Source organism: Streptomyces longisporoflavus (assembly GCF_014649775.1).
In the GTDB taxonomy this organism is placed as follows: domain Bacteria; phylum Actinomycetota; class Actinomycetes; order Streptomycetales; family Streptomycetaceae; genus Streptomyces; species Streptomyces longisporoflavus.
Window position 1 is genome coordinate 183,886 of sequence record NZ_BMTR01000012.1, and the last position, 20,347, is coordinate 204,232.

The following is a 20,347-nucleotide window of genomic DNA, read 5'->3' on the forward strand; positions in this document are numbered from 1 at the left end:
CCCCGCGCCAAGGATTCCCTACCGGTTCGCCTTGACGGTCTTCGGATCGAAGCCGAACGGCAGCTCAAGCCGGTGTGCAGCCATCAGGTCCTCGTCGCCCAGGAGTTCACCCGTGGGGCCGTCCGCCGCGATGACGCCCTCGCTGAGAATCAGGGCGCGGGGGCAGAGTTCGAGGGCGTACGGGAGGTCGTGGGTGACCATCAGGACCGTGACGTCCAGCGAGCGCAGGATGTCCGCCAGTTCGCGGCGCGATGCCGGGTCCAGGTTCGACGAGGGCTCGTCGAGGACCAGGATCTCCGGTTCCATCGCGAGGACCGTCGCCACCGCGACCCGCCTGCGCTGGCCGAAGGAGAGGTGGTGCGGCGGGCGGTCGGCGAATTCCGCCATGCCGACCAGGGAGAGGGCCTTGTGGACGCGGGCTTCCAGTTCCGGGCCCCGCATCCCCGCCGCCGCTGGGCCGAACGCCACGTCCTCGCGGACCGTCGGCATGAACAGCTGGTCGTCCGGGTCCTGGAAGACGATGCCGACCCGGCGCCTGATCTCCGCCATGTGCTTCTTGCCGACCGGCAGACCGGCGACGGTGACCGTGCCCGCGCCGCCGGTCAGGATGCCGTTCAGGTGCAGGACCAGCGTCGTCTTGCCCGCGCCGTTCGGGCCGAGCAGCGCGACCCGCTCGCCGCGGCCGATGGTCATGTCGACGCCGAACAGCGCCTGGTGCCCGTCGGGGTAGGCGAAGGCGAGGCCGGCCACTTCGAGTGAGGGTGCAGCAGTCACAGGGTCCATCCCAGCAGGCAGACGACGAGAGCGGCGGACGGGAGGGCCAGTGCGTAGGTCCACTGTGCGCGCGAGGCGGTGACCTCGTCGATCACCGGCATCGAACCGGCGTACCCCCGGCTGACCATGGCCAGATGCACGCGCTCGCCCCTCTCGTACGAGCGGATGAAGAGCGCGCCCGCGGACTTCGCGAGGACGCCCCACTGACGTACGCCCCGCGCCTCGAAGCCGCGCGACTCGCGGGCGATCTTCATGCGGCGCATCTCGTCCGTGATCACGTCGCCGTACCGGATCATGAACGAGGCGATCTGGACGAGCAGCGGCGGCAGCTTCAGGCGCTGGAGGCCGAGGAGCAGGGCGCGCAGTTCGGTCGTGGAGGCAAGGAGTACGGAGGCCGCGACGCCCAGCGTGCCCTTGGCCAGGACGTTCCAGGCGCCCCAGAGGCCGTTCACGCTCAGGGACATGCCGAGCACGTCGACGCGCTCGCCCTCCGCGACGAACGGCATGAGCACCGCGAACGCCACGAACGGGACCTCGATGAGCAGCCGCTTGAGGAGGAAGGGGAGCGGGACGCGGGACGCGTACGCCACCGCGCCGAGCAGCACCGCGTAGCCGCCGAACGCCCACATCGCCTCGCGCGGCGTGGAGACCACGACGACCACGAAGCAGAAGACCGCCGCCAGTTTGGTGTGCGGGGGCAGGGCGTGCACCGGGGAGTGGCCGTGCCGGTAGAGCCGGTGGGCGTGGCCCGCGCCCATGTCAGGCGTTCTCGGACGGGACGGCGGCCGACGTGGACGCCGGGTCCGCGTCGGTCGTACGGCGGCGGCGCAGCGCCCAGAAGACCGCCGAGCCGGCCACGACCGTGACGCCGACGCCGATCACGCCCGCGAGACCGCCGGAGAGGCGGGAGTCGGTGATGTCCTTGACGCCGTAGTCGGCGAGCGGGGAGTCCGCGTTGGCGTGCTCCTCGGCCTTCTTGTCGATGCCCTTGTCGGCGGCGACCTTCTCCAGGCCGTCGGGGTTCGCGGAGGCGTAGAAGCTGACGAAGCCGGCGAGGACGAGGGAGGTGACCAGGCCCGCGATCCAGACCTTGCGGTGGGAGCGGGTGGTTACGAGGGCCGGCTCCTCGGCCGTCTCCGGAACGTCGACCAGTTCGCCGCCCACCCGGAGCTTGAGCTTCTGGGTCAGGCCGCGCGCCCCGTACACGAGGTCGGGCCGGACCGCGATGACGGCGCCGACGGTGAGCGCGGTGATGGCCGCCTCGCCGATGCCGATCAGGACGTGCACGCCGACCATCGCCGTGGCGACCTTGCCGATGGAGACGTCGGTGGTGCCGCCGAGGGCGTAGAGGAACGTGAAGGCGACCGCGGCGGCGGGCACGGAGAGCAGCGCGGCGACGAACGAGGATGCGGTGATCGAACGGCGGCTGCGCGGGAGCACCTTCACCAGGCCGCGGAAGGTGAGATAGGCCACGACCGTCGTGACGATCGCCATGTCCGTGATGTTCACGCCGAGCGCGGTGAGGCCGCCGTCCGCGAAGAGGACGCCCTGCATGAGCAGTACGACGGACACGCACAGGACGCCCGTGTAGGGGCCGACGAGTATCGCGGCGAGCGCCCCGCCGAGCAGATGTCCGCTGGTCCCGGCCGCGACCGGGAAGTTCAGCATCTGCACGGCGAAGATGAACGCGGCCACGAGCCCGGCGAGCGGCGCGGTCCGTTCGTCGAGTTCACGCCGGGCGCCGCGGAGGCTGACGGCGACCGCGCCGGCGGCGATGACCCCGGTGGCCGCGGAGACGGGTGCGTCGATGAATCCGTCGGGGACATGCATGCGCGCGCTCCTGGGCAGGACAGGGAGAAAGACGGTCGGTCGCGGTCGGCCGGGGAGACAGACACGGACAGGCAGACGGGCAGAGCGGATCGCTCGTGAACCGTTCAATGATAGGGCTCTGTTGCGAACGGCTTGCAAGAGCGATGTCTACCCAGTTATCCCCGTCACACTCGGTCACACCTGGAGCGAGAATCCGAATATATGGGACATTAGAGGACATAAGGCCCGAGAAGGCCGTGATGGTGAGGAGTCGGCGATGCCCGCAGTAGAACAGTACGCACGCGTCCACGTCGTCTCGGACTCACCCGACGACCAGCTTGCCGTCCCCGCCGTCCTGCGCTACGACCCGGAGGCCGACCCGCTCTCCGTGCGGATCGGCCTCCCTGGTTCCCCTGGGGGTTCCCACGAATGGGCTTTCGCCCGGCAACTGCTTGAGCAAGGGCTCCGGGCCCCCGCCACCAGCGGCGACGTTCACATCTGGCCCTGTGGGCGGGTCCAGACGGTCATGGAGTTCCACTCGGCGCAGGGGGTGGCGGTCGTGCAGTTCGACGCTTCGGCGCTGATCCGCTTTCTGCGCCGCACATACGCGGCCGCCCCCGTCCCGCACTGACGCGCGCGCCCTCAGACGCACACGCGGGTCACGTCAGACGCGCTCCAGCTCCCGGTCGTCGTCGCCGCGGTCACGCTTGCCCGCCGCGTCGAGGTCACGCAGGCCCTCGCCCTCGACGTCCACGTTCGGCAGCGCGCGGTCCAGCCACTTCGGCAGCCACCACGCCTTCTTGCCGAGCAGCGCGAGCACCGCGGGGACCAGCGCCATGCGCACGATGAACGCGTCGAAGAAGACGGCGATCGCGAGACCGAAGCCGATCATCTTGACCATCTGCTCGGTGGATCCGATGAATCCGGCGAACACCGCGATCATGATCACGGCAGCCGCGGACACCACCCGCGCCCCGTGCCGGAAGCCGGTCACGATCGCCTGGCCGGGCCGCTCCCCGTGGACGTACGCCTCTCGCATGCGCGTCACGAGGAAGACCTCGTAGTCCATCGCGAGGCCGAAGACGACGCCCACCATGAAGATCGGCATCATGCTCATGATCGGGCCGGTCTGCTCGACGCCGAAGAGCGAGCCGAGCCAGCCCCACTGGAAGACCGCGACGACCGCGCCCAGGGCCGCGAGGACCGAGAGCAGGAAGCCGAGTGCCGCCTTGAGCGGGACCAGGATGGAGCGGAAGACGACGATCAGGAGGAGGAAGGCGAGGCCGACGACGAGTGCCAGGTAGGGCAGCAGGGCGTCGTTCAGCTTCTCGGAGACGTCGATGTTCATGGCCGTCGTACCGGTGACCATGACGCTCGCGCCGGTGTCGGACTTGATGTCGGCGCCCGCGTCACGGATCGCGTGCACGAGGTTCTCGGTCTCGATGCCGCTGGGCTTGGAGGACGGGACGACGCTGATGATCGCCGTGTCACCCGCCTTGTTGATCATCGGCGGGGCGACCGAGAGGACGTCGTCGAGCCCGGAGATCGTCTTGCTGATCTGACCGGCGGCGGCCTTCGGGTCGTCGGAACCCTCAAGGTCGGCGACCGTCATCAGCGGGCCGTTGAAGCCGGGCCCGAATCCTTCGGAGACCAGGTCGTACGCCTTGCGCTGGGTCGTGGACGTCGGCTGCGAGCCGTCGTCGGGGAGACCCAGTTCGAGGGAGGAGACGGGCAGCGCCGCGGCGCCGAGGCCGATCACGCCGACGAGCAGGACGGTCAGCGGGCGACGGACGACGAAGCGCGCCCAGCGCGTGCCGAGGTTGTCCTTCGGCTCGGCGTCCGCGGCAGCGGCTGCGGCGTCCTTCTTCCTGCCGCCGCCGAGCACCTTGCTCTTCTCGCCCGTGGGCTTGACCTTCTTGCCCGCGTAACCGAGCAGCGCCGGAATCAGGGTGAGCGCGATGAGTACGGCGATGACCACCGTGCCCGCCGCCGCGAAGCCCATCTTGGTGAGCATCGGGATGTTCACCACGGCGAGGCCGACCAGGGCGATGACGACGGTGAGGCCGGCGAAGACCACGGCCGAACCCGCGGTCCCCACCGCACGCCCCGCGGCCTCCTCGCGGTCACGCCCGTCGGCGAGTTCGCCGCGGTAGCGGGAGACGATGAAGAGCGCGTAGTCGATGCCGACCGCGAGGCCGATCATCATGGCGAGGGTCGAGGTCGTCGTGCCCAGGTCGAGCGCGCTGGCCAGGGCGGTGATCGTGGAGACGCCGATACCCACGCCGATCAGCGCGGTGAGCAGCGGAAGACCCGCCGCGATCAGCGAACCGAAGGTGATGACGAGGACGACGGCCGCGACCGCGATGCCGATGACCTCGGTGGCCCCGGTCTCGGGCATCGCCTGCAACGCGTCGCCGCCGACCTCGACCGTCAGCCCGGACTCCCGCGCCTCGTCGGTCGTCTTCTCCAGGGCGTCACGGCTGTCCTCGGTCAGCTCCATCGAGGTGACCTTGTACGAGACCGTCGCGTACGCGGTGGAGCCGTCCTTGCTGACCGTCTTGGCCGCGAAGGGGCTGTCGGCCCTCGCGACCTCGTCCGAACCGGACTTGAGGGCGGCGACGGTCTTCTCGATGTCGGCCTTGTTGGCCGGGTCGGTGACCTTCTCGCCGTCCGGCGCCTTGAAGACGACCTTGGCGCTCGCACCGTCGGCACTGGCTTCGGGCACCCGCTCTTCGAGCAGGTCGAAGGCCTTCTGGGCCTCCGTACCCGGAATGGAGAAGGAGCTGGAGGCGGCGGTGGGCGCGGACGCCGCGCCGACTCCGGCGAGGGTCAGGAGCGCCACCCATATCAGGGCGACGAAGTGCCGCCGCCTGAAGGCGAGTCGGCCGAGTTTGTAGAGGAAAGTGGCCACGAGGGCGTACTCCCGGTCAGGTCGTGGTGTCTACAGGGCAGGGGGGATCAGCCCGACGACGTGAGCGGTCGCGTCAGGTGGGACGTACGTACTTGGGGTGGTCGGTCGGTCAGACGCCGAGAGCGGGGAGGATCACGGCGTCGACGTAGGAACGGAGGAACTCACGGTCGACCGTGCGGTCCTCGATCAGGTCACGGGCGACGAAGGCGCCGACCATCATGTGGACGACGTAATCCAGCGCGGGATTGGCCGAGGACACTTCGCCGCGCTCCACGGCCCTGCGCAGCAGTGCGTTCAGGCCGGTGATCTCCGGCTCGATGAGCACCTGTCGCAGCGCGTGGTGGAGTTCGGGGTTCTCGTGGATGACGTGGAACAGGCTCCGCATCAGCGCGGCGTCCCGCTCCATCTGGCAGTCGTCCGAACGGTCCACGCTCTCCATCAGGTCCCCGCGCAGGGACCCGGTGTCGATGTCCGCGATGGACACCGGCTTGTTGTGCCGCAGCGCCCTGGCGATCAGCTCGGGCTTGCTCCCCCACTGGCGGTAGAGGGTGGCCTTGCTGGATTTCGTGCGGGCCGCGATGGCGTCCATCGTGAGCGCTTCATAGCCGACCTCGCGGAGCAGATCGAGCACGGCCGCGTAGAGCTCGGTCTCGCGCTCGGGCGTGATCCGGCTGCGCCGCACCGTTGCCGCCTCAGCCATGATCCCTCCGCTCCCTGTCGGACCCTTGCGGGCCGGGGTCGAACCCGTTCCGTACGCCATGACTGTACCCGGCGACTTAACGAAACGAAACCGTTTCGTACGTGTGCTGCGTCACGGCGGCCCGCCCCCCTCCGCACACGCGTACCCACCCGTCCGACCCCATGTACGAGTTGCCGGGCCCTCCGCACCGGAAAAGCATGGTGAAGTGACCGACGCGCGCGATGAAGCCCATGCTGACCACGCCGACCAGGCCTACCTGCGATTTCCGCACCTCAGCGGCGACCGCCTCTGTTTCGCGGCCGAGGACGATCTCTGGGTGGCCCCGCTGAGCGGGGACGGCGAGCCCGCGGGCCGGGCCTGGCGGCTGACCGTCGACCGGACCAAGGTGAGCCACCCGCGCTTCTCGCCGGACGGCCGCCACATCGCGTACACGACATGGCGCAGTCTCGACCCGGAGATCCACCTCGCCCCGGTGGCCGGCGGTCCCGCCCGGCGTCTCACCTACTGGGGCAGCACGGACACCCGCGTCTGCGGCTGGTCCCCCGACGGCGACATCCTCGCCGTCTCCTCGCACAACCAGCCCTTCTCGTACTTCTGCTGGGCCTACAGCGTGCCGACCGACGGCTCGCCCGGCGGCAAGCTGCCCTGGGGTCCGGTGTACGACATCGCGGTCAACGACATCGACGGCGAACGCAAGACGCTCCTGCTCACCGGTAAGCCTCCGCACGAGCCCGCAGCCTGGAAGCGCTACCGGGGCGGGGCCATGGGCCGCCTGTGGATGCACGGCGTGCAGATCCTGCCCGACCTCGACGGGCATCTGGACGCCCCGATGTTCGTGGACGGCAGGATCGCCTTCCTCTCCGACCACGAGGGCGTCGGCAACCTCTACTCCTGCCTGCCGGACGGCTCCGACCTGCGGCGGCACACCGACCACGACACCTTCTACGCCCGGCACGCGTCCAGCGACGGCGCCCGCGTCGTCTACCAGTGCGCGGGCGAGGTCTGGCTGGTGGACGACCTGTCCCCGGGCTCCGCGCCGCGCCGCCTCGACGTGCGCCTCGGCGGGCCGCGCGCCGGGCGGCGGATCTACCAGGTGCCGGCCGCGCAGCACGTCGACTCGCTCTCCGTGGACGCGACGGGCCGGGCCAGCGCCGTCGTCGTACGCGGCAGCCTGTACTGGCTCACGCACCGGGACGGGCCCGCCCGCACCATCACGGACACCCCCGGCGTGCGCGTGCGGCTCCCGGAGATGCTCGGAAAGGGCGGGCAGGTCGCCTACGTCACCGACGCGGAGGGCGAGGACGCCGTCGAGATCGCCTATCTGCCGCGCGCCAGCGGTGCGCGTCTGCCGCGCAGGCTGGCGCAGGGGAAGCTCGGCCGGGTCCTCGAACTGGTCTCCGACCCCGAGGGCGAACGGCTCGCGATCGCGTCGAACGACGGCAGGCTCCTCCTGGTCGACGCGACCGAGGAGTCCGACGGCGAGGTGACGGAGCTGATCGTCTCCACCAACGGCCCGGTGCGCGACCTGGCGTTCTCGCCGGACGGGGCGTGGCTGACGTGGTCGCATCCCGGCATCGGCCGCTCCCTCCGCCAGATCAAGATGGCCCGCATCGAAGGGCCCGGCTGCCGCATCATCGTCGACGTCACCAACGGCCGCTTCGAGGACGAGAACCCGGTCTTCACGCGGGACGGCCGCTATCTCGCCTTCCTGTCCTGGCGCGGCTTCGACCCGGTCTACGACGTGCACACCGGCGACCTCTCCTTCCCGCTCGGGTGCCGCCCCTACCTGGTGCCGCTGTCATCGGCCACTCCGTCGCCCTTCGCCCTCTCCCCCGACGGCCGCCCGGCCGCGGGCGGGCTCGATCCGGCCGACGGCAGGGCGCAGGACGGCACCGTGATCGTGGAGGTGGAGGGCCTGGAGAGCAGGGTGACGCCGTTCCCGGTCTCGGCGTCCAAGTACTCCGCCCTCCAGCCCGTCAGCGGCGGCGGCCTGGTCTGGCTGCGCTGGCCGATCTCGGGCGCCCTGGGCGAGACGTTCGTCAACCCGGCGGACACCTCGGGCCGCCCCACCCTGGAGTACTTCAACATCACCAAGGCCAAGAAGTCCGCCCTGGTCGACCATCTCGACTGGTTCGCGCTCAGCGGCGACGGCACACGGCTCGTGGTCGTCGACGAGGGCGACCTGAGCGCGGTCCCCTCGACGGAGGTCGGCGACGGCGACACGACCGTCTGGATCGACCTGCGCCGCATCCTGCACGAGGTCGACCCGGCGGCCGAGTGGCGCCAGGCCTACGACGAGGCGGGCCGCCTCATCCGCGCCTACTTCTGGGAGCCGCACATGTGCGGCATCGACTGGCCCGCGGTCCTCGACCAGTACCGGCCCCTGGTGGACCGGGTCGCGTCCCCCGACGAGTTCGCCGACCTGCTCCGCGAGGTCCTCGGCGAACTGGGCACCTCCCACGCGTACGTCTCCGCCGCCCGCCGCAACGAAGGACCGCCGCACTACCAGCGTGCGATGGGACTGCTCGGCGCCAACCTGGTCTGCCGGGACAACAAATGGCTGGTCAAGCGGATCCTGCCCGGCGAATCGTCCGACTCCAAGGCACGCTCGCCGCTCGCGGGCGCGGGCATCCGCGAGGGCGCGGTCCTCACGCACATCGACGGCCGCCCGGTGGACCCGGTCACGGGCCCCTTCCCGCTGCTCGCGGCGGCGGGCGGCACGACGGTGGAGCTGACGTTCGAGGCGGCCGAGGCGGAAGGCAGGCCACGCAGGGTCGCGATCGTCCCCCTCATCAACGAACGCCCCCTGCGCTATCAGGACTGGGTGGCCAAACGACGTGAGGTCGTACGGGAGTTGAGCGACGGGAAGTGCGGCTACCTGCACATCCCCGACATGGGCGGCTCGGGCTGGGCCCAGTTCAACCGGGACCTGCGCATGGAGGTCTCGCGCCCGGCGCTGATCGTGGACGTGCGCGGCAACGCGGGCGGCCACATCAGCGAGCTGGTGGTCGAGAAGCTGACGCGGAAGATCCTGGGCTGGGACCTGACGCGCAACGCCCAGCCGGTGTCGTACGCGTCGGCCGCGCCGCGCGGACCCGTGGTGGCCCTTGCCGACGAGGCCACGTCGTCGGACGGCGACATGATCACGGCGGCCTTCAAGCTGCTCGGCCTCGGCCCCGTGGTGGGCCAGCGCACGTGGGGCGGCGTGGTGGGCATGACCGGGCGGCACGTGCTCGGAGACGGCACGGTGATCACGGTGCCGATGAACGCGGGGTGGTTCGACGAGTACGGCTGGTCCGTGGAGAACCACGGCGTGGCCCCGGATCTTGAGGTGCTTCGCACGCCCCTGGACTGGGCGGAGGGGCGGCACGCCCAGCTCGACGACGCGGTGCGGCTGGCGCTCGACCTCCTGGAACAACAGCCGGCGGCGACTCCGCCGAGCCTCGACGACGTACCGGACCGCCGGCGCCCGAAGCTGCCGCCGCGCGACGGCTGACGTGGGCTTTTCCCGGTCGGTCACTGCCCGTCAATGATCGAAATGCGAGGTATGACCCACCGTGTAAGTCTGGTCGAGGCCCCTCCAACCTCACCCTCTAGGAGTGAACAAGCATGGGCATCAAGGACCAGTTCCAGGACAAGGCCGACGAGCTCGCCAACAAGGCGAAGGACTCCATGGGCGGCGCGAAGGACGAGGCGAGCGAGCGGGCTTCGCAGGCGCAGGACGAGACGGGCGAGCGCAGCTCGCAGGGCCAGGACCGGGCCCGCGACGCCGCGCAGGAGCAGCAGGACAAGTTCAACCGGGACTACGACGCCTGACGTCGAGCCGAGCTTGAACGGATGAGGCCCCCCGGGACGCCGGGGGGCCTCATCGCTGCGTGCGGCGCGGACGCCGGGTCTCGACTACCGCCCGGTACGGGCCTGTTCGTCGGCGGAACCCCCCGCGCCCACCAGCCCCGTGGAGACCGACCCGAGCCGGGGTTCGAACCGCCGCATCTCGCGCTGGCCGACCGTGCCGATGAGTGCCGGCAGGTAACCCCGGATGCCCTGCATGCCCCGCAGCCACCACTGCGCGTACACGTGGCTGGACCTGCGCTCGATGCCGGCGACGATCCGGTCGACGGCCGGACCCAGCGGGTAGGTCTTATTGGACGGCCACGGCAGGCGCTGGCGCAACTCCCGCATCACGTCGTCCTGGTCGGCGCCCCGCACCATGTCGGTGTCCGTCCAGGACAGGTAACCGACGCCCACCTTCACGCCCTTGTAGCCGACCTCGGCCCGCAGGCAGTGCGCGTACGCCTCGACGCCCGACTTCGACGCGCAGTACGCCGACATCATCGGCGCCGGAGTGATCGCCGCGAGCGAGGCGATCTGGAGCAGATAGCCCCGGCTCTCCGTAAGGACCGGCAGGAACGCCCGTCCCGTCACCGCGCTGCCGATGAGGTTGACCTCGATCACCCGGCGCCAGGCCACGGGGTCGGACTCGGTGAACGGTCCGCCGTTGGCGACGCCCGCGTTGGCGACGACGATGTCGACCTTGCCGAACCGCTCCTTGACCTCCTGCGCGACCCGGGCCATCGCGACATGGTCGGTGACATCCGCGTGCCAGGCCTCGGCCTCGGTGTGCAGCCGCCCCGCCACCTGCTTCAGCTCGTCCGGTTCGAGACCGACGAGCGCGATCTTCGCGCCCCGCGCCGAGAGCTTGCGCGCGAGCAGCTCACCCACGCCCCGCGCCGCCCCGGTGACGACCGCGACCTGACCCTCCAGGCTGACCTTGCTCATGCGCTGCTCCCCTCTAGCCCCTGAACCCGCTGCTCGCCGGCTCCCGCGTACCTCTTCACGAGGTCCCTGATCTTGTCCGTGATCGCTTCCGGCGCCTCGACGGGCGTCATGTGGCCAAGGCCCGGCAGCTCGGTGATACCGAGGGAGTCCGGCAGCATCCCGGCTATCCGGCGCGCGCCCGCGACGGGCGTCATCCGGTCGGCCGTGCCCGCGATGACCGCGGTCGGCACCGTCAGCTCAAGGACGCCCGCGTCGAGTGCGAGCTCGTCGAGCACGTGCGACCAGCGGTAGCGCACCACCCGCGGGCATCCGTGCACGATCCGGGCGCACACCTCGACCCGCTCGGGCGCCGAACCCGGCCCCATCGTCGCGTACTTGAGGAGCTTTCGGGCCATCGGCGTCACCGGACCCAGCGGCGCCTTCGCACCGAGGACCGACCGCGTCAGCCGCGTCCGCAGCCACCCGGCCCGCAGTGGCACCACGAGCGACTCGGCGACGAGCCGCGAACTTCCCGTGCTGCACAGCAGAACCGCCGCCGCGTGCTCCCGGAACCCTGGCCGCGTGCTCGCGGCCATGATCGTCATGCCGCCCATGGAGTGCCCGACGAGCACCGCCTGCTCGCCCGGAGCGAGCGTCGCCGCGAGGACGGCTTCGAGGTCGTCCGCGAGGGCGGTGGTGCTGTAGCCCTCCACGCCGTCCGGCGCCGCACTGCGCCCGTGCCCCCGCTGGTCGTACGCGATCACACGGTGATCGACGGCGAGGTCACGTATCTGCGCCGCCCAGAAGGCGGTCGAGCACGTCCACCCGTGCACGAGCACCACCGCGGGCGCCCCCTCGGGGCCGTGCACCTCGGCGTGCAGCCGCGCGCCGTCCGCCGACACGACGGTCAGCTCCCCGGCGGCGGGCGGCGGCGCGAACGGGCCGCTCGTCACATGCGTCAGCCTGCTCATGCCCCTGCCTCGACCTTCTTCGTCTTACGGGACTTCGGCGCCGCCGCGTCCGCACTCACCCGGGGCGGCCGGACCACCTCGTACTCGGCGAGATCCACCCGCCGCGTGGCATTACGGAACTCGCTCGTCGTGCCCGGCCAGATCGTGGTGTTCACGCCGTTCTCGTCGAGGTACCAGCTGTTGCAGCCGCCGGTGTTCCACACGGTGCGCTTCATCCGCTCCTGGACCTTGTCGTTCCAGGCGTTCACGGCGCTCGTCCGCACGGCGAGCGCGGCCCGGTCGCCCAGTACGTCCAACTGCCGCATGTAGTCGGCGAGATAGTTCAGCTGGGACTCGATCATCAGGATCATCGAGGAGTTGCCGAGACCGGTGTTCGGCCCGATGACCGTCATGAAGTTGGGGAAGCCGGCCGCGGTCGCGCCGCGCAGCGACTTCATCCCGTCCTTCCAGGTCTCCATCATCGTCACGCCGTCGGGACCCACCACGCGGTTGGCGATCGGCATGTCCGTCACATGGAAGCCCGTACCGAAGATGATCGCGTCGACCTCGGTCTCGGTGCCGTCCGCGGCGACGACGGTGTTGCCGCGGACCTCGCTGAGCCCGCTGGCGACGACGTCCACATTGGGCTGCGCGAGCGCCGGGTAATAGGTGTTGGACAGCAGGATCCGCTTGCACCCGATGCGGTACGAGGGGGTCAGCTTGGCCCTCAGCGCCGGGTCCTTGATGGCGCGGGCGATGTTCCGCTTGGCGAGCTGCTCGACCGCGCCGAGCTCGTTCGGCCGCTTGGTGAACGCCTGGACCTGCAACTCCCTTATGCCCCACAGGATGCCGCGCCTTGCCTGCGTGGTGAACGGCAGCCGGCGGTGCAGCCAGCGCTCGGCCTTGCTGATGGCGCGGTCCATGCGCGGCATCACCCAGGGCGGGGTGCGCTGGAAGAGCGTGAGCTTGCCGACCTCGGGCTGGATGGCGGGCACGATCTGGATGGCGGAGGCGCCGGTGCCGATCATCGCGACGCGCTTGCCGCGCAGGTCGTAGTCGTGGTCCCAGCGGGCGGAGTGGAAGACCTTGCCCTCGAAGGTGTCGAGGCCGGGGATGTCCGGCAGCTTCGGGTCGGAGAGCGGCCCGGTGGCGGAGACGACGACGTCGGCGGTGAGGGTGCCGTTGCTGGTCTCGATCTCCCACCAGAGCCGGTCCGCGTCCCAGCGCATCAGCTCGACCTCGGTGTTCAGGCGGATGTGCGAGCGCAGCCGGAAGGTGTCGGCGACGTGCTCCAGGTACTCCCTGATGCGCTCCTGGCCCGAGAAGGTGCGCGGCCAGTCGGGGTTGGGCGCGAAGGAGAACGAGTACAGGTGTGAAGGCACGTCGCACGCGCAGCCCGGATAGCTGTTGTCACGCCAGGTGCCGCCCACCGCGCCGGCCCGTTCGAGGACGACGAAGTCGGTGATGCCTTCGCGGCGCAGCCGGACCGCGGCCCCGAGCCCGCCGAACCCCGACCCGATCACCGCAACCCGCACATGTTCGTGTGCGCGACCACCTTCGCGCCCCTGCTCGCGCTCCTGCTGGCGCTCGTCCTCGGTCATGCCGCCGCCTCCCGAACTGCATCACGACTCTGCCAGTGACCACTGGCGCAATTGGGAGAGTAGAACACCTGCCTACTGATGGGTAGGGGTCTGGCGTACCGAGTTACCGCCGGTAGAGCTCGACCGAACGCACGCGCGATCCGGCAGCACATAGGCTGCTGCCGTGGCAGAGACACGCGAGTACCGCATGGAGGAGCTGGCCAAGGTCGCCGGCATCACAGTGCGCACCGTGCGCTTCTACCGTGAGCGCGGTCTGATCCCGCCGCCCCGCCGCGAGGGCCGTATCGCCTGGTACGACGACCACCACCTGGCCAGACTGCGCACGATCGCCGCACTCCTGGAGCGCGGCCACACCCTGAGCGGCATCGCGGAACTGGCGGAGGCCTTCGAGAACGGCCGGGACGTCGGCGAGCTCCTCGGCATGGGCGAACCCACGGAGGAGACCCCGGTCCGCCTCACTCCCGAGGAACTGGCCGACCGCTTCGCGGGCGAGGTCACCCCCGAGAACCTCGCCGCGGCCATGGACCTCGGCTACCTCGGCACGGACGGCGACGAGATCGTCCACGTGAGCCGCCGCCTCCTGGACGTCTCGTCGGCACTGGTCCGCGAGGGCATCCCGCTGGCGGCGGTCCTGGAAGCGGGCCAGCGCGTACGCGAACACGCGGACGCGCTCGCGGAGTTGTTCATCACCATCATCCGCACCCACACACCGCCCGAGGCGGGCAACGTAAGCATCGAACGCCTGCGCCCGCTGGCGAAGAGCGTGGTGGAGGCGGAACTGTCGATGGCGCTGGACCGCAGGCTGGCGTCGGAGAAGCCGGAAGAACACTAGCCGGGCCTGGCCGTATCAAGGCCGCCCGGAACGCCGCCCGAAAGGTCCCCCGCCCCTACCGCGGCAAGAACCACCGGGCCTTGTAGATCCCCCCGTCGACCAGCTCGTACTCCCCCCGGGGCCGGTGGACGCTCACCTTGGTGGTCCACCAGGTCTCTTCGAGCCCGGCCTCCGGCACGGTGGAAAGCACCTGCCCCGTCCGCGGATCGTCCCCGACCGCCTTCACGGACTTCCGGGAGATCTCCCCGGCCCCGGCGAAGTCCCGCACGAAGGCCCCGCTCTTGATGTCGTACTGGAAGACGGCCGCGTTCGTGGTCACCCAGAGCCGCCCCGGCCGCCCGGCGACGGGAAAGAGATCATGCCCGCCGGGCGTCTTCCCCGGCGTCCCGACCGGAAGCCCGACGGAGGACCGCCGCGTCAGCGCGGGCCGAGCCCGCGTCCCGCCCACCTCGTACGTGACCAACTCGTCGTCGCCGAGGGCCCACAGCACCTCGCGCACACCGTCCCAGTGCAGCCCGTGCGCCCCCTTGAGCTCCGCCTCGGCATACCGCGCGGCCCGCGGCCCCTGCGACGCCGCGTACAGCCTCACCAGCGCGCCCGTACTGCACGCCACCGCGACATTGCCGTCCGGCAGGATCTCTGCGCTGTGCGGATTGAAGAGATCGTCGCCGGGACCGAGCGCCGCACCCCAGTAGCGCTCGCCCGAGGGATAGCCGACGACGGCGACGAACCCGAAGGACGCGGAGGTCAGGACGTACGTACGCCCCTTGACCCGGCGCACCTTCGACTCGTTCGGATACACCCAGCTGACGTCCGGCCGCAGATCCTCGTACCCCTCGTGCCGCGTCGGCGAGAACGCCCACCGCACGACGGACGGATCACGCCGCACGTCCCACACCCTGCGCCGCGGGTCGAGCACGAGAATCCGCCGGGACGCCTGCTCGGTGAGGAGCACGGGCGGCGTACGGCGTGGCACCCCGCCCGGAGTACCGGCCGAGGCCCCCGCGGGCGATCCCGCGGCCAGCGGCAGCCCCGCCCCGACCCCGGCGACCAGCGCCCCGAGCAGCACACCCCGACGAGACGGCATCGACGCACCGGACATGAAGTCTCCCCCACACGGCTGGCAGTTGAGTCATTGTCAGGTACGCGCTCGCAACATGCCATGGCGCCGCGCGGACTCACATGTCGTAGACCACCGTGACGGGCGCGTGATCCGACCACCGCTCGCCGTGGCTTGCGGCCCGCTCCACGGTCCCCTTGACCGCGCGCTCCGCGAGCCCCGGCGTCGCCACGTGGTAGTCGATCCGCCAGCCCGTGTCGTTGTCGAAGGCGCGCCCCCGGTAGGACCACCAGGAGTAGGGCCCCTCGACGTCGGGATGCAGCTTGCGCACCACGTCGACGTACCCGGCCTCCTCCTCGAAGACCTCGCTGAGCCAGGCACGCTCCTCGGGCAGGAAGCCCGAGTTCTTCTTGTTGCCCTTCCAGTTCTTGAGGTCGGGCTCCTGGTGCGCGATGTTCCAGTCACCGCAGACCACGACCTGGCGCCCCTCGGCGGCGGCCCGCTGCCTGAGCCCCTTCAGGTACGTGAGGAACTCCCCCATGAAGCGGATCTTCTCGTCCTGCCGCTCCGTGCCGACCTCGCCGGAGGGCAGATAGAGGCTCGCGACCGTGACACCGGGCAGATCGGCCTCCACGTAGCGCCCGCTGCCGTCGAACTCCTGCGACCCGAACCCGACCTGCACCCGGTCAGGCTCGCGGCGCGTATAGAGGGAGACACCCGCGCGCCCCTTGGCCGCGGCCGGCGCGTGCGTGACGTGCCACCCCTCGGGGGCCCGCACCTCCTCGGGCAGCTGCTGCGGCTCGGCCCGCACCTCCTGGAGGCAGAGCACGTCGGCCGAGGTCCCGGCGAGCCACTCCACGAAGCCCTTCTTGGCCGCGGCGCGCAGCCCATTCACATTCACACTGGTCACGGTGAGCATCCGGGAACGATACCGGCACACTTGACGGAGACCCGCACACCCCGTGCGGGCCCCGGCAGGGGCACCCGGAAAATGGGCGCCCACCTTCTCACGCATAGAAGTACGATGTCCCGCATGAATATTCAGCCCTCGCCGCAGCGGCCCGCCGTAGAGCTACGCCCCACCCCCTTCGACCACCCCGACGCGATCAAGCTCAACGACCGCGTCCAGCTCGAGTACGCGGAGCGGTACGGCGATGAGGGCGACGTCACACCCCTCGACCCGGCCATGTTCGCGCACCCGCGAGGGCTGTACATCGTCGCGTACGACGAGAACGGCACCCCGGTGGCCACCGGCGGCTGGCGCGGTCACGAGGAGAACGACGAGGGCTACGGAATCGGCGACGCCGAGATCAAGCGCATGTACGTCACCCCGGAGGCGCGCGGCCTCGGCCTGGCCCGGCGCATCCTTGCGGTCCTCGAGGACGACGCGAGGTCCGCGGGCCGTACGCGCATGGTCCTGGAGACGGGCACGAAGCAGCCGGAGGCGATAGCCCTCTACACGTCGACGGGCTACACCCCCGCCCCCGCCAAGTTCGGCCACTACCGCTTCGAGAACCTGAGCCGCTGCTACGTGAAGCCGCTGTAGCCCTCGCCGGCCACACGCAAAGATCCCGCCCGGTTCGATGAACCGGACGGGATCTCATGTGCAGTGGACCTGTGGGGATTTGAACCCCAGACCCCCTCGATGCGAACGAGGTGCGCTACCAGACTGCGCCACAGGCCCTTGCAACGAGTGAAACTCTAGCATCCCGATTGGGGTGCTCGGAAATCCGTTCCTGGCTGGTCAGGCCTCACTCGTTGGCGGCACGCGGCCGCTCCCCTTCTTCGAACTGGTCGAAGAGCGGCGTACGCCCCCGTTCGCGGGCCCGGCGGGCGGACGCGGCCCGGCGCGCGTCACTGCGGCCATCGGTTCCGTCCGCGCCCTCGGCACCTGCCGCGCCCTCGCCGTACTCGCCCGTCTCCGCCTCGCCGTGCGCCTCCGCGTGCGCCTCGTCGGCCGCGGGCCCCACGGAGCTCGACCGTGCCGAGCTCCAGGAGTCGGGCGCGCTCAGGTCGACGTCACCGGTGGCCCGCGGGGCGACCGGCGCGGTCACGTACGTCGGCAGGGGCACCGGCACCGGCTCCCAGCTGTCGCCGTGACCGGGGCGGCGCTGCCGCTCGCGCTGCTGGTCCACCCACTCCGCGTGGTCGGTCTGTTCGACCAGGGCGCGGCGGTCCGCGGCGAGTGCGGAGAGCCCGGTCCCGGTTTCCGGCCCGGATCCTTCCTCCGCGTCGTCGGCGACCGCTTCCGCGCCGCCGCCCGCCGCACGCCTGCGCGGCTGGCGCTCCCGCAGCTGCTGCGCCGCGACCTCGGCCCGGCGCCGGTCCATGGTGTAGGTGAAGCGGCGCCGCTCCTGGCCCCGCAGGTACACGATGTACGCGCTCAGGAGCGCGGCCGGTACGGCGGGTGCCCAGAGGAACGCGAGACCGCCCACCGCGGCGACGACCGTGCCGAGCGTGAAGGCGACGAACAGCATCACTGTCGTACGCCGACGACGGGCGAGCACCTTCGTGCGCCGGGCGCGCGCGGCGGCTTCCGCCGACGCGGCCCGCCGGGCGGCCGACTGCCGGGACGCGGCGCCGGTCGGGGCCGGGGTCGGCTCCGGGGCGTCGACGCGGGCCTGCACGGAGGGCTTGGCCGGCGGTTTCGCCGCGGGCCGCGCCTGGTGCCGCGCCGAGGACTGATGGGGCAAGGACTCCTTGTCCGAGGCCTGCTGCGCCCGTGGTTTCGGCGCCTTGCCCTGCGGCTCGGACCGCTCCCCCTCCCCGACCTGCCCGACCTGCCCGTCCTGCCTGCGCGGAGGCGCGACGAAGGCCCGGACGTCCACCGAGCCGGTGATGTCGTCCGGGTCGCGCGACTCCTCCTCTTCAGGCGAGCGCGCTTGCAGGTCCTTGGCGTATCGGCGCTCCATCCCCGCCCGTCCGGACAGGAGCCGGATGGCGGTGCTGAAGCGTTCCGTCGGACGGGCTTCATTGAGCTCGTCCTGCCTACGGAGCCACATCGGCACCAAGTAGGCGGCCCAGGCCCCGACGATGACTGCGTAGATGAGGCCGCTGCTGCTCACGCCTCACACGGTAGAGGGGTTTGCTTGAGGCCATCTGCCAATTGCGCCGGTGTGTCGCACGATCTGGCTGATATCTCGAACTTTTTTTGTGACTGATGCGATCAACAGGCCACCGAGACCGTGAAATTAATACTCCGGGGGGATCAAGTCAGGCCCCAGACGGTCGATCACCGATCATTTTCAAACACTTATTCTATTTACGCGGTCTTCCGGGGTCTTGCCTGGTGCCAGCGCCGCAGCAACCCTTCCGGTACCTCTTCCGCGGTGAGCGCGAAGACAAGATGGTCGCGCCAGGCGCCGTCGATGTGGAGATAGCGTGGACGAAGACCCTCCTCGCGGAATCCGAGTTTCTCCACGACCCGGCGACTCGGCCCGTTCTCGGGGCGAATACACACCTCGATACGGTGCAGCCCGACCGACCGGAAGCAATGGTCGACCGCGAGGGCGACGGCGGTCGGCATCACGCCGCGGCCCGCCACGGACTGGTCGACCCAGTAGCCGACATGGCCCGAGCACATCGATCCCCAGGTGATCCCGGCGACCGTCAACTGCCCCACGAGCCGCCCTTGGTACTCGATCACGAAAGGCAGCATGCGCCCGGCGTGCGCCTCGGCGCGCAGATGCCGGACCATCTGGCGGTACGTCGGGCGGTGCACGATCGGGCCGCTGGGCCCGGGCGGCGGGATCGTCGCCTCCCAGGGGCGCAGCCAGTCCCGGTTGCGGCGGTTGACCTCACGCCAGGGCCGCTGGTCGCGCATCTTTATCGGACGGAGGGCGACATCGCCGTCCGTCAGCTCGACGGGCCAGGAAGGGCTGTTCAGCTCGCACCACCCTGGGGTCTGGGATGGTCGCCGCCCCGGAGCTGCTCGACGGCGTGCGTCAGCAGGGGCTCGAGGACGGCCAGGCCGTCCCGTACTCCGCCGGTGGAGCCCGGCAGGTTCACGATGAGGGTGCGACCGGCGACGCCGGCGAGACCGCGGGACAGCGACGCCGTGGGGATCTTCTCCCTGCCGTAGGCGCGGATGGCCTCCGGGATGCCCGGCACTTCGTGGTCGATGACGGCGCGGGTGGCCTCGGGGGTGCGGTCGGTGGGCGAGATGCCGGTGCCGCCTGTGGTGAGGATCACGTCGTATCCGGCTTCGGCGCCCTCGCGCAGGGCCTGCTCGACGGGGTCGCCGTCAGGGACCACCCGGGGGCCCTCGACCTCGAAGCCGAGTGCGGTCAGTGCCTCGGCGATGAGCGGTCCGCCCCGGTCGGCGTATACCCCGGCGGCCGCGCGGTTGGAGGCCGTGACGACGAGAGCGCGGTAGGCCGTCATGCGCCCGCTCCTTCGCGGCTCCAGTCCCCGGATTTGCCGCCGGACTTCTCCTCGACGCGTACGTCCGTGATGACCGCGCCCTTGTCGACCGCCTTGACCATGTCGATCACCGTGAGGGCGGCGACGCTCACCGCGGTGAGGGCCTCCATCTCGACGCCGGTGCGGTCCGTCGTCTTCACCGTGGCCAGGATCTCCACGGCGTCGTCCGCCACGGAGAGGTCGACTTTCACGCCGGAGACGGCCAGCGGGTGGCAGAGCGGGATCAGGTCGGGCGTGCGCTTGGCGCCCATGATGCCCGCGATCCGCGCGGTGGCCAGGGCGTCGCCCTTGGGGACGCCTTCCCCGCGCAGCAGTTCGATCACGCGGGGCGAGACCAGGACGCGGCCACTGGCGCTCGCGGTGCGCGCGGTCACGTCCTTCGCGGATACGTCGACCATGCGGGCGGCGCCCGCCTCGTCGATGTGCGTCAGTCCCTGATCCGTACTCATGTGCTGTGGCGCTCCCGGTCCGGGCCCTCTCGCGGTGCGGCGCGGGGGGCCTATGTGCGCGACACCGTACCGCGCGAAGGG

Annotated in this window: 19 protein-coding genes and 1 tRNA gene; 5 read left to right on the forward strand and 15 right to left on the reverse strand. The window is 70.7% G+C overall.

All coding sequences use genetic code 11. From position 1 onward, the window contains the following. Window positions 1–18: 18 nt before the first annotated feature. Genes IE226_RS24800 through IE226_RS24810 form a run of 3 tightly spaced genes read right to left on the reverse strand, consistent with a single transcriptional unit; the run spans window position 19 to window position 2,604 of the window. A complete protein-coding gene (locus IE226_RS24800; RefSeq protein ID WP_190083557.1) occupies window positions 19–783 on the reverse strand; it encodes an energy-coupling factor ABC transporter ATP-binding protein in 765 nt (254 codons plus the stop codon). Further along, complete coding sequence (gene cbiQ / locus IE226_RS24805; protein ID WP_190083558.1) at window positions 771–1,532, reverse strand: cobalt ECF transporter T component CbiQ; 762 nt, start codon at window positions 1,530–1,532, stop codon at window positions 771–773. The genes IE226_RS24800 and cbiQ overlap by 13 nt, the downstream gene beginning before the upstream one ends. A gap of 1 nt (window position 1,533) precedes the next feature. Beyond that, the gene (locus tag IE226_RS24810) at window positions 1,534–2,604 is read right to left on the reverse strand and encodes an energy-coupling factor ABC transporter permease (protein ID WP_190083559.1); all 1,071 of its coding nucleotides are present in this window, start codon (window positions 2,602–2,604) and stop codon (window positions 1,534–1,536) included. A 256-nt stretch (window positions 2,605–2,860) separates the two neighbouring features. On the opposite strand from IE226_RS24810, the gene IE226_RS24815 reads away from it, so the two are divergent. Then, window positions 2,861–3,214, forward strand: coding sequence for an SsgA family sporulation/cell division regulator (locus IE226_RS24815; RefSeq protein ID WP_190083560.1), 354 nt, complete (start codon window positions 2,861–2,863; stop codon window positions 3,212–3,214). A 33-nt stretch (window positions 3,215–3,247) separates the two neighbouring features. On the opposite strand, the gene IE226_RS24820 is transcribed toward IE226_RS24815, so the two are convergent. Together IE226_RS24820 and IE226_RS24825 are read right to left on the reverse strand one after the other, a co-directional pair. Continuing rightward, window positions 3,248–5,494 (reverse strand): MMPL family transporter, encoded by a 2,247-nt coding sequence (locus IE226_RS24820; RefSeq protein ID WP_190083561.1) that lies wholly within the window; start codon window positions 5,492–5,494, stop codon window positions 3,248–3,250. A 109-nt stretch (window positions 5,495–5,603) separates the two neighbouring features. After that, window positions 5,604–6,176, reverse strand: a complete 573-nt coding sequence (locus IE226_RS24825; protein WP_190083654.1) for a TetR/AcrR family transcriptional regulator — start codon at window positions 6,174–6,176, stop codon at window positions 5,604–5,606. A gap of 223 nt (window positions 6,177–6,399) precedes the next feature. On the opposite strand from IE226_RS24825, the gene IE226_RS24830 reads away from it, so the two are divergent. Both IE226_RS24830 and IE226_RS24835 read left to right on the forward strand, forming a co-directional pair. Continuing rightward, a complete protein-coding gene (locus tag IE226_RS24830; RefSeq protein ID WP_190083562.1) occupies window positions 6,400–9,690 on the forward strand; it encodes a S41 family peptidase in 3,291 nt (1,096 codons plus the stop codon). A gap of 113 nt (window positions 9,691–9,803) precedes the next feature. Then, the gene (locus IE226_RS24835) at window positions 9,804–10,010 is read left to right on the forward strand and encodes a hypothetical protein (RefSeq protein WP_190083563.1); all 207 of its coding nucleotides are present in this window, start codon (window positions 9,804–9,806) and stop codon (window positions 10,008–10,010) included. 84 nt (window positions 10,011–10,094) lie between these two features. Here IE226_RS24835 and IE226_RS24840 read toward each other — a convergent pair whose 3' ends face one another. The 3 genes from IE226_RS24840 to IE226_RS24850 are packed head-to-tail and all read right to left on the reverse strand — an operon-like array spanning window position 10,095 to window position 13,503. Continuing rightward, on the reverse strand, window positions 10,095–10,973 hold the full coding sequence (locus IE226_RS24840) for an SDR family oxidoreductase (RefSeq protein WP_190083564.1): 879 nt from the start codon (window positions 10,971–10,973) through the stop codon (window positions 10,095–10,097). Further along, window positions 10,970–11,923, reverse strand: a complete 954-nt coding sequence (locus IE226_RS24845; RefSeq protein ID WP_190083565.1) for an alpha/beta fold hydrolase — start codon at window positions 11,921–11,923, stop codon at window positions 10,970–10,972. The genes IE226_RS24840 and IE226_RS24845 overlap by 4 nt, the downstream gene beginning before the upstream one ends. Further along, window positions 11,920–13,503 carry a flavin-containing monooxygenase gene (locus tag IE226_RS24850; RefSeq protein WP_190083566.1) on the reverse strand — a complete coding sequence of 528 codons (1,584 nt, stop codon included), beginning with the start codon at window positions 13,501–13,503 and terminating at the stop codon, window positions 11,920–11,922. The genes IE226_RS24845 and IE226_RS24850 overlap by 4 nt, the downstream gene beginning before the upstream one ends. A gap of 187 nt (window positions 13,504–13,690) precedes the next feature. Between IE226_RS24850 and IE226_RS24855 the strand changes: the two genes are divergently transcribed. Next, complete coding sequence (locus IE226_RS24855) at window positions 13,691–14,335, forward strand: MerR family transcriptional regulator (protein WP_190083655.1); 645 nt, start codon at window positions 13,691–13,693, stop codon at window positions 14,333–14,335. A gap of 55 nt (window positions 14,336–14,390) precedes the next feature. Here the strand turns inward: IE226_RS24855 and IE226_RS24860 are convergent, their stop codons facing one another. Beyond that, window positions 14,391–15,422 carry a DUF6528 family protein gene (locus IE226_RS24860; protein ID WP_229871518.1) on the reverse strand — a complete coding sequence of 344 codons (1,032 nt, stop codon included), beginning with the start codon at window positions 15,420–15,422 and terminating at the stop codon, window positions 14,391–14,393. Window positions 15,423–15,513: 91 nt separating this feature from the next. Then, complete coding sequence (locus tag IE226_RS24865; RefSeq protein ID WP_190083568.1) at window positions 15,514–16,314, reverse strand: exodeoxyribonuclease III; 801 nt, start codon at window positions 16,312–16,314, stop codon at window positions 15,514–15,516. Between the two features lie 114 nt (window positions 16,315–16,428). On the opposite strand from IE226_RS24865, the gene IE226_RS24870 reads away from it, so the two are divergent. Further along, window positions 16,429–16,941, forward strand: a complete 513-nt coding sequence (locus IE226_RS24870; RefSeq protein ID WP_190083569.1) for a GNAT family N-acetyltransferase — start codon at window positions 16,429–16,431, stop codon at window positions 16,939–16,941. A gap of 64 nt (window positions 16,942–17,005) precedes the next feature. On the opposite strand, the gene IE226_RS24875 is transcribed toward IE226_RS24870, so the two are convergent. The 5 genes from IE226_RS24875 to moaC all read right to left on the reverse strand — a co-directional run bounded on the left by IE226_RS24875 (window position 17,006) and on the right by moaC (window position 20,266). Beyond that, window positions 17,006–17,079: transfer RNA gene (locus tag IE226_RS24875), tRNA-Ala, on the reverse strand. Window positions 17,080–17,146: 67 nt separating this feature from the next. Then, window positions 17,147–18,460: a divisome protein SepX/GlpR gene (gene sepX / locus IE226_RS24880; protein WP_190083570.1), complete on the reverse strand. Its 1,314-nt coding sequence runs from the start codon at window positions 18,458–18,460 to the stop codon at window positions 17,147–17,149. Between the two features lie 197 nt (window positions 18,461–18,657). Beyond that, the gene (locus tag IE226_RS24885) at window positions 18,658–19,281 is read right to left on the reverse strand and encodes a GNAT family N-acetyltransferase (RefSeq protein WP_268251292.1); all 624 of its coding nucleotides are present in this window, start codon (window positions 19,279–19,281) and stop codon (window positions 18,658–18,660) included. Continuing rightward, window positions 19,278–19,778, reverse strand: coding sequence for a MogA/MoaB family molybdenum cofactor biosynthesis protein (locus IE226_RS24890; RefSeq protein ID WP_190083572.1), 501 nt, complete (start codon window positions 19,776–19,778; stop codon window positions 19,278–19,280). The genes IE226_RS24885 and IE226_RS24890 overlap by 4 nt, the downstream gene beginning before the upstream one ends. Continuing rightward, complete coding sequence (gene moaC / locus IE226_RS24895; protein WP_190083573.1) at window positions 19,775–20,266, reverse strand: cyclic pyranopterin monophosphate synthase MoaC; 492 nt, start codon at window positions 20,264–20,266, stop codon at window positions 19,775–19,777. Before moaC ends, IE226_RS24890 begins: the two co-directional genes overlap by 4 nt. Between the last annotated feature and the right edge of the window lie 81 nt (window positions 20,267–20,347).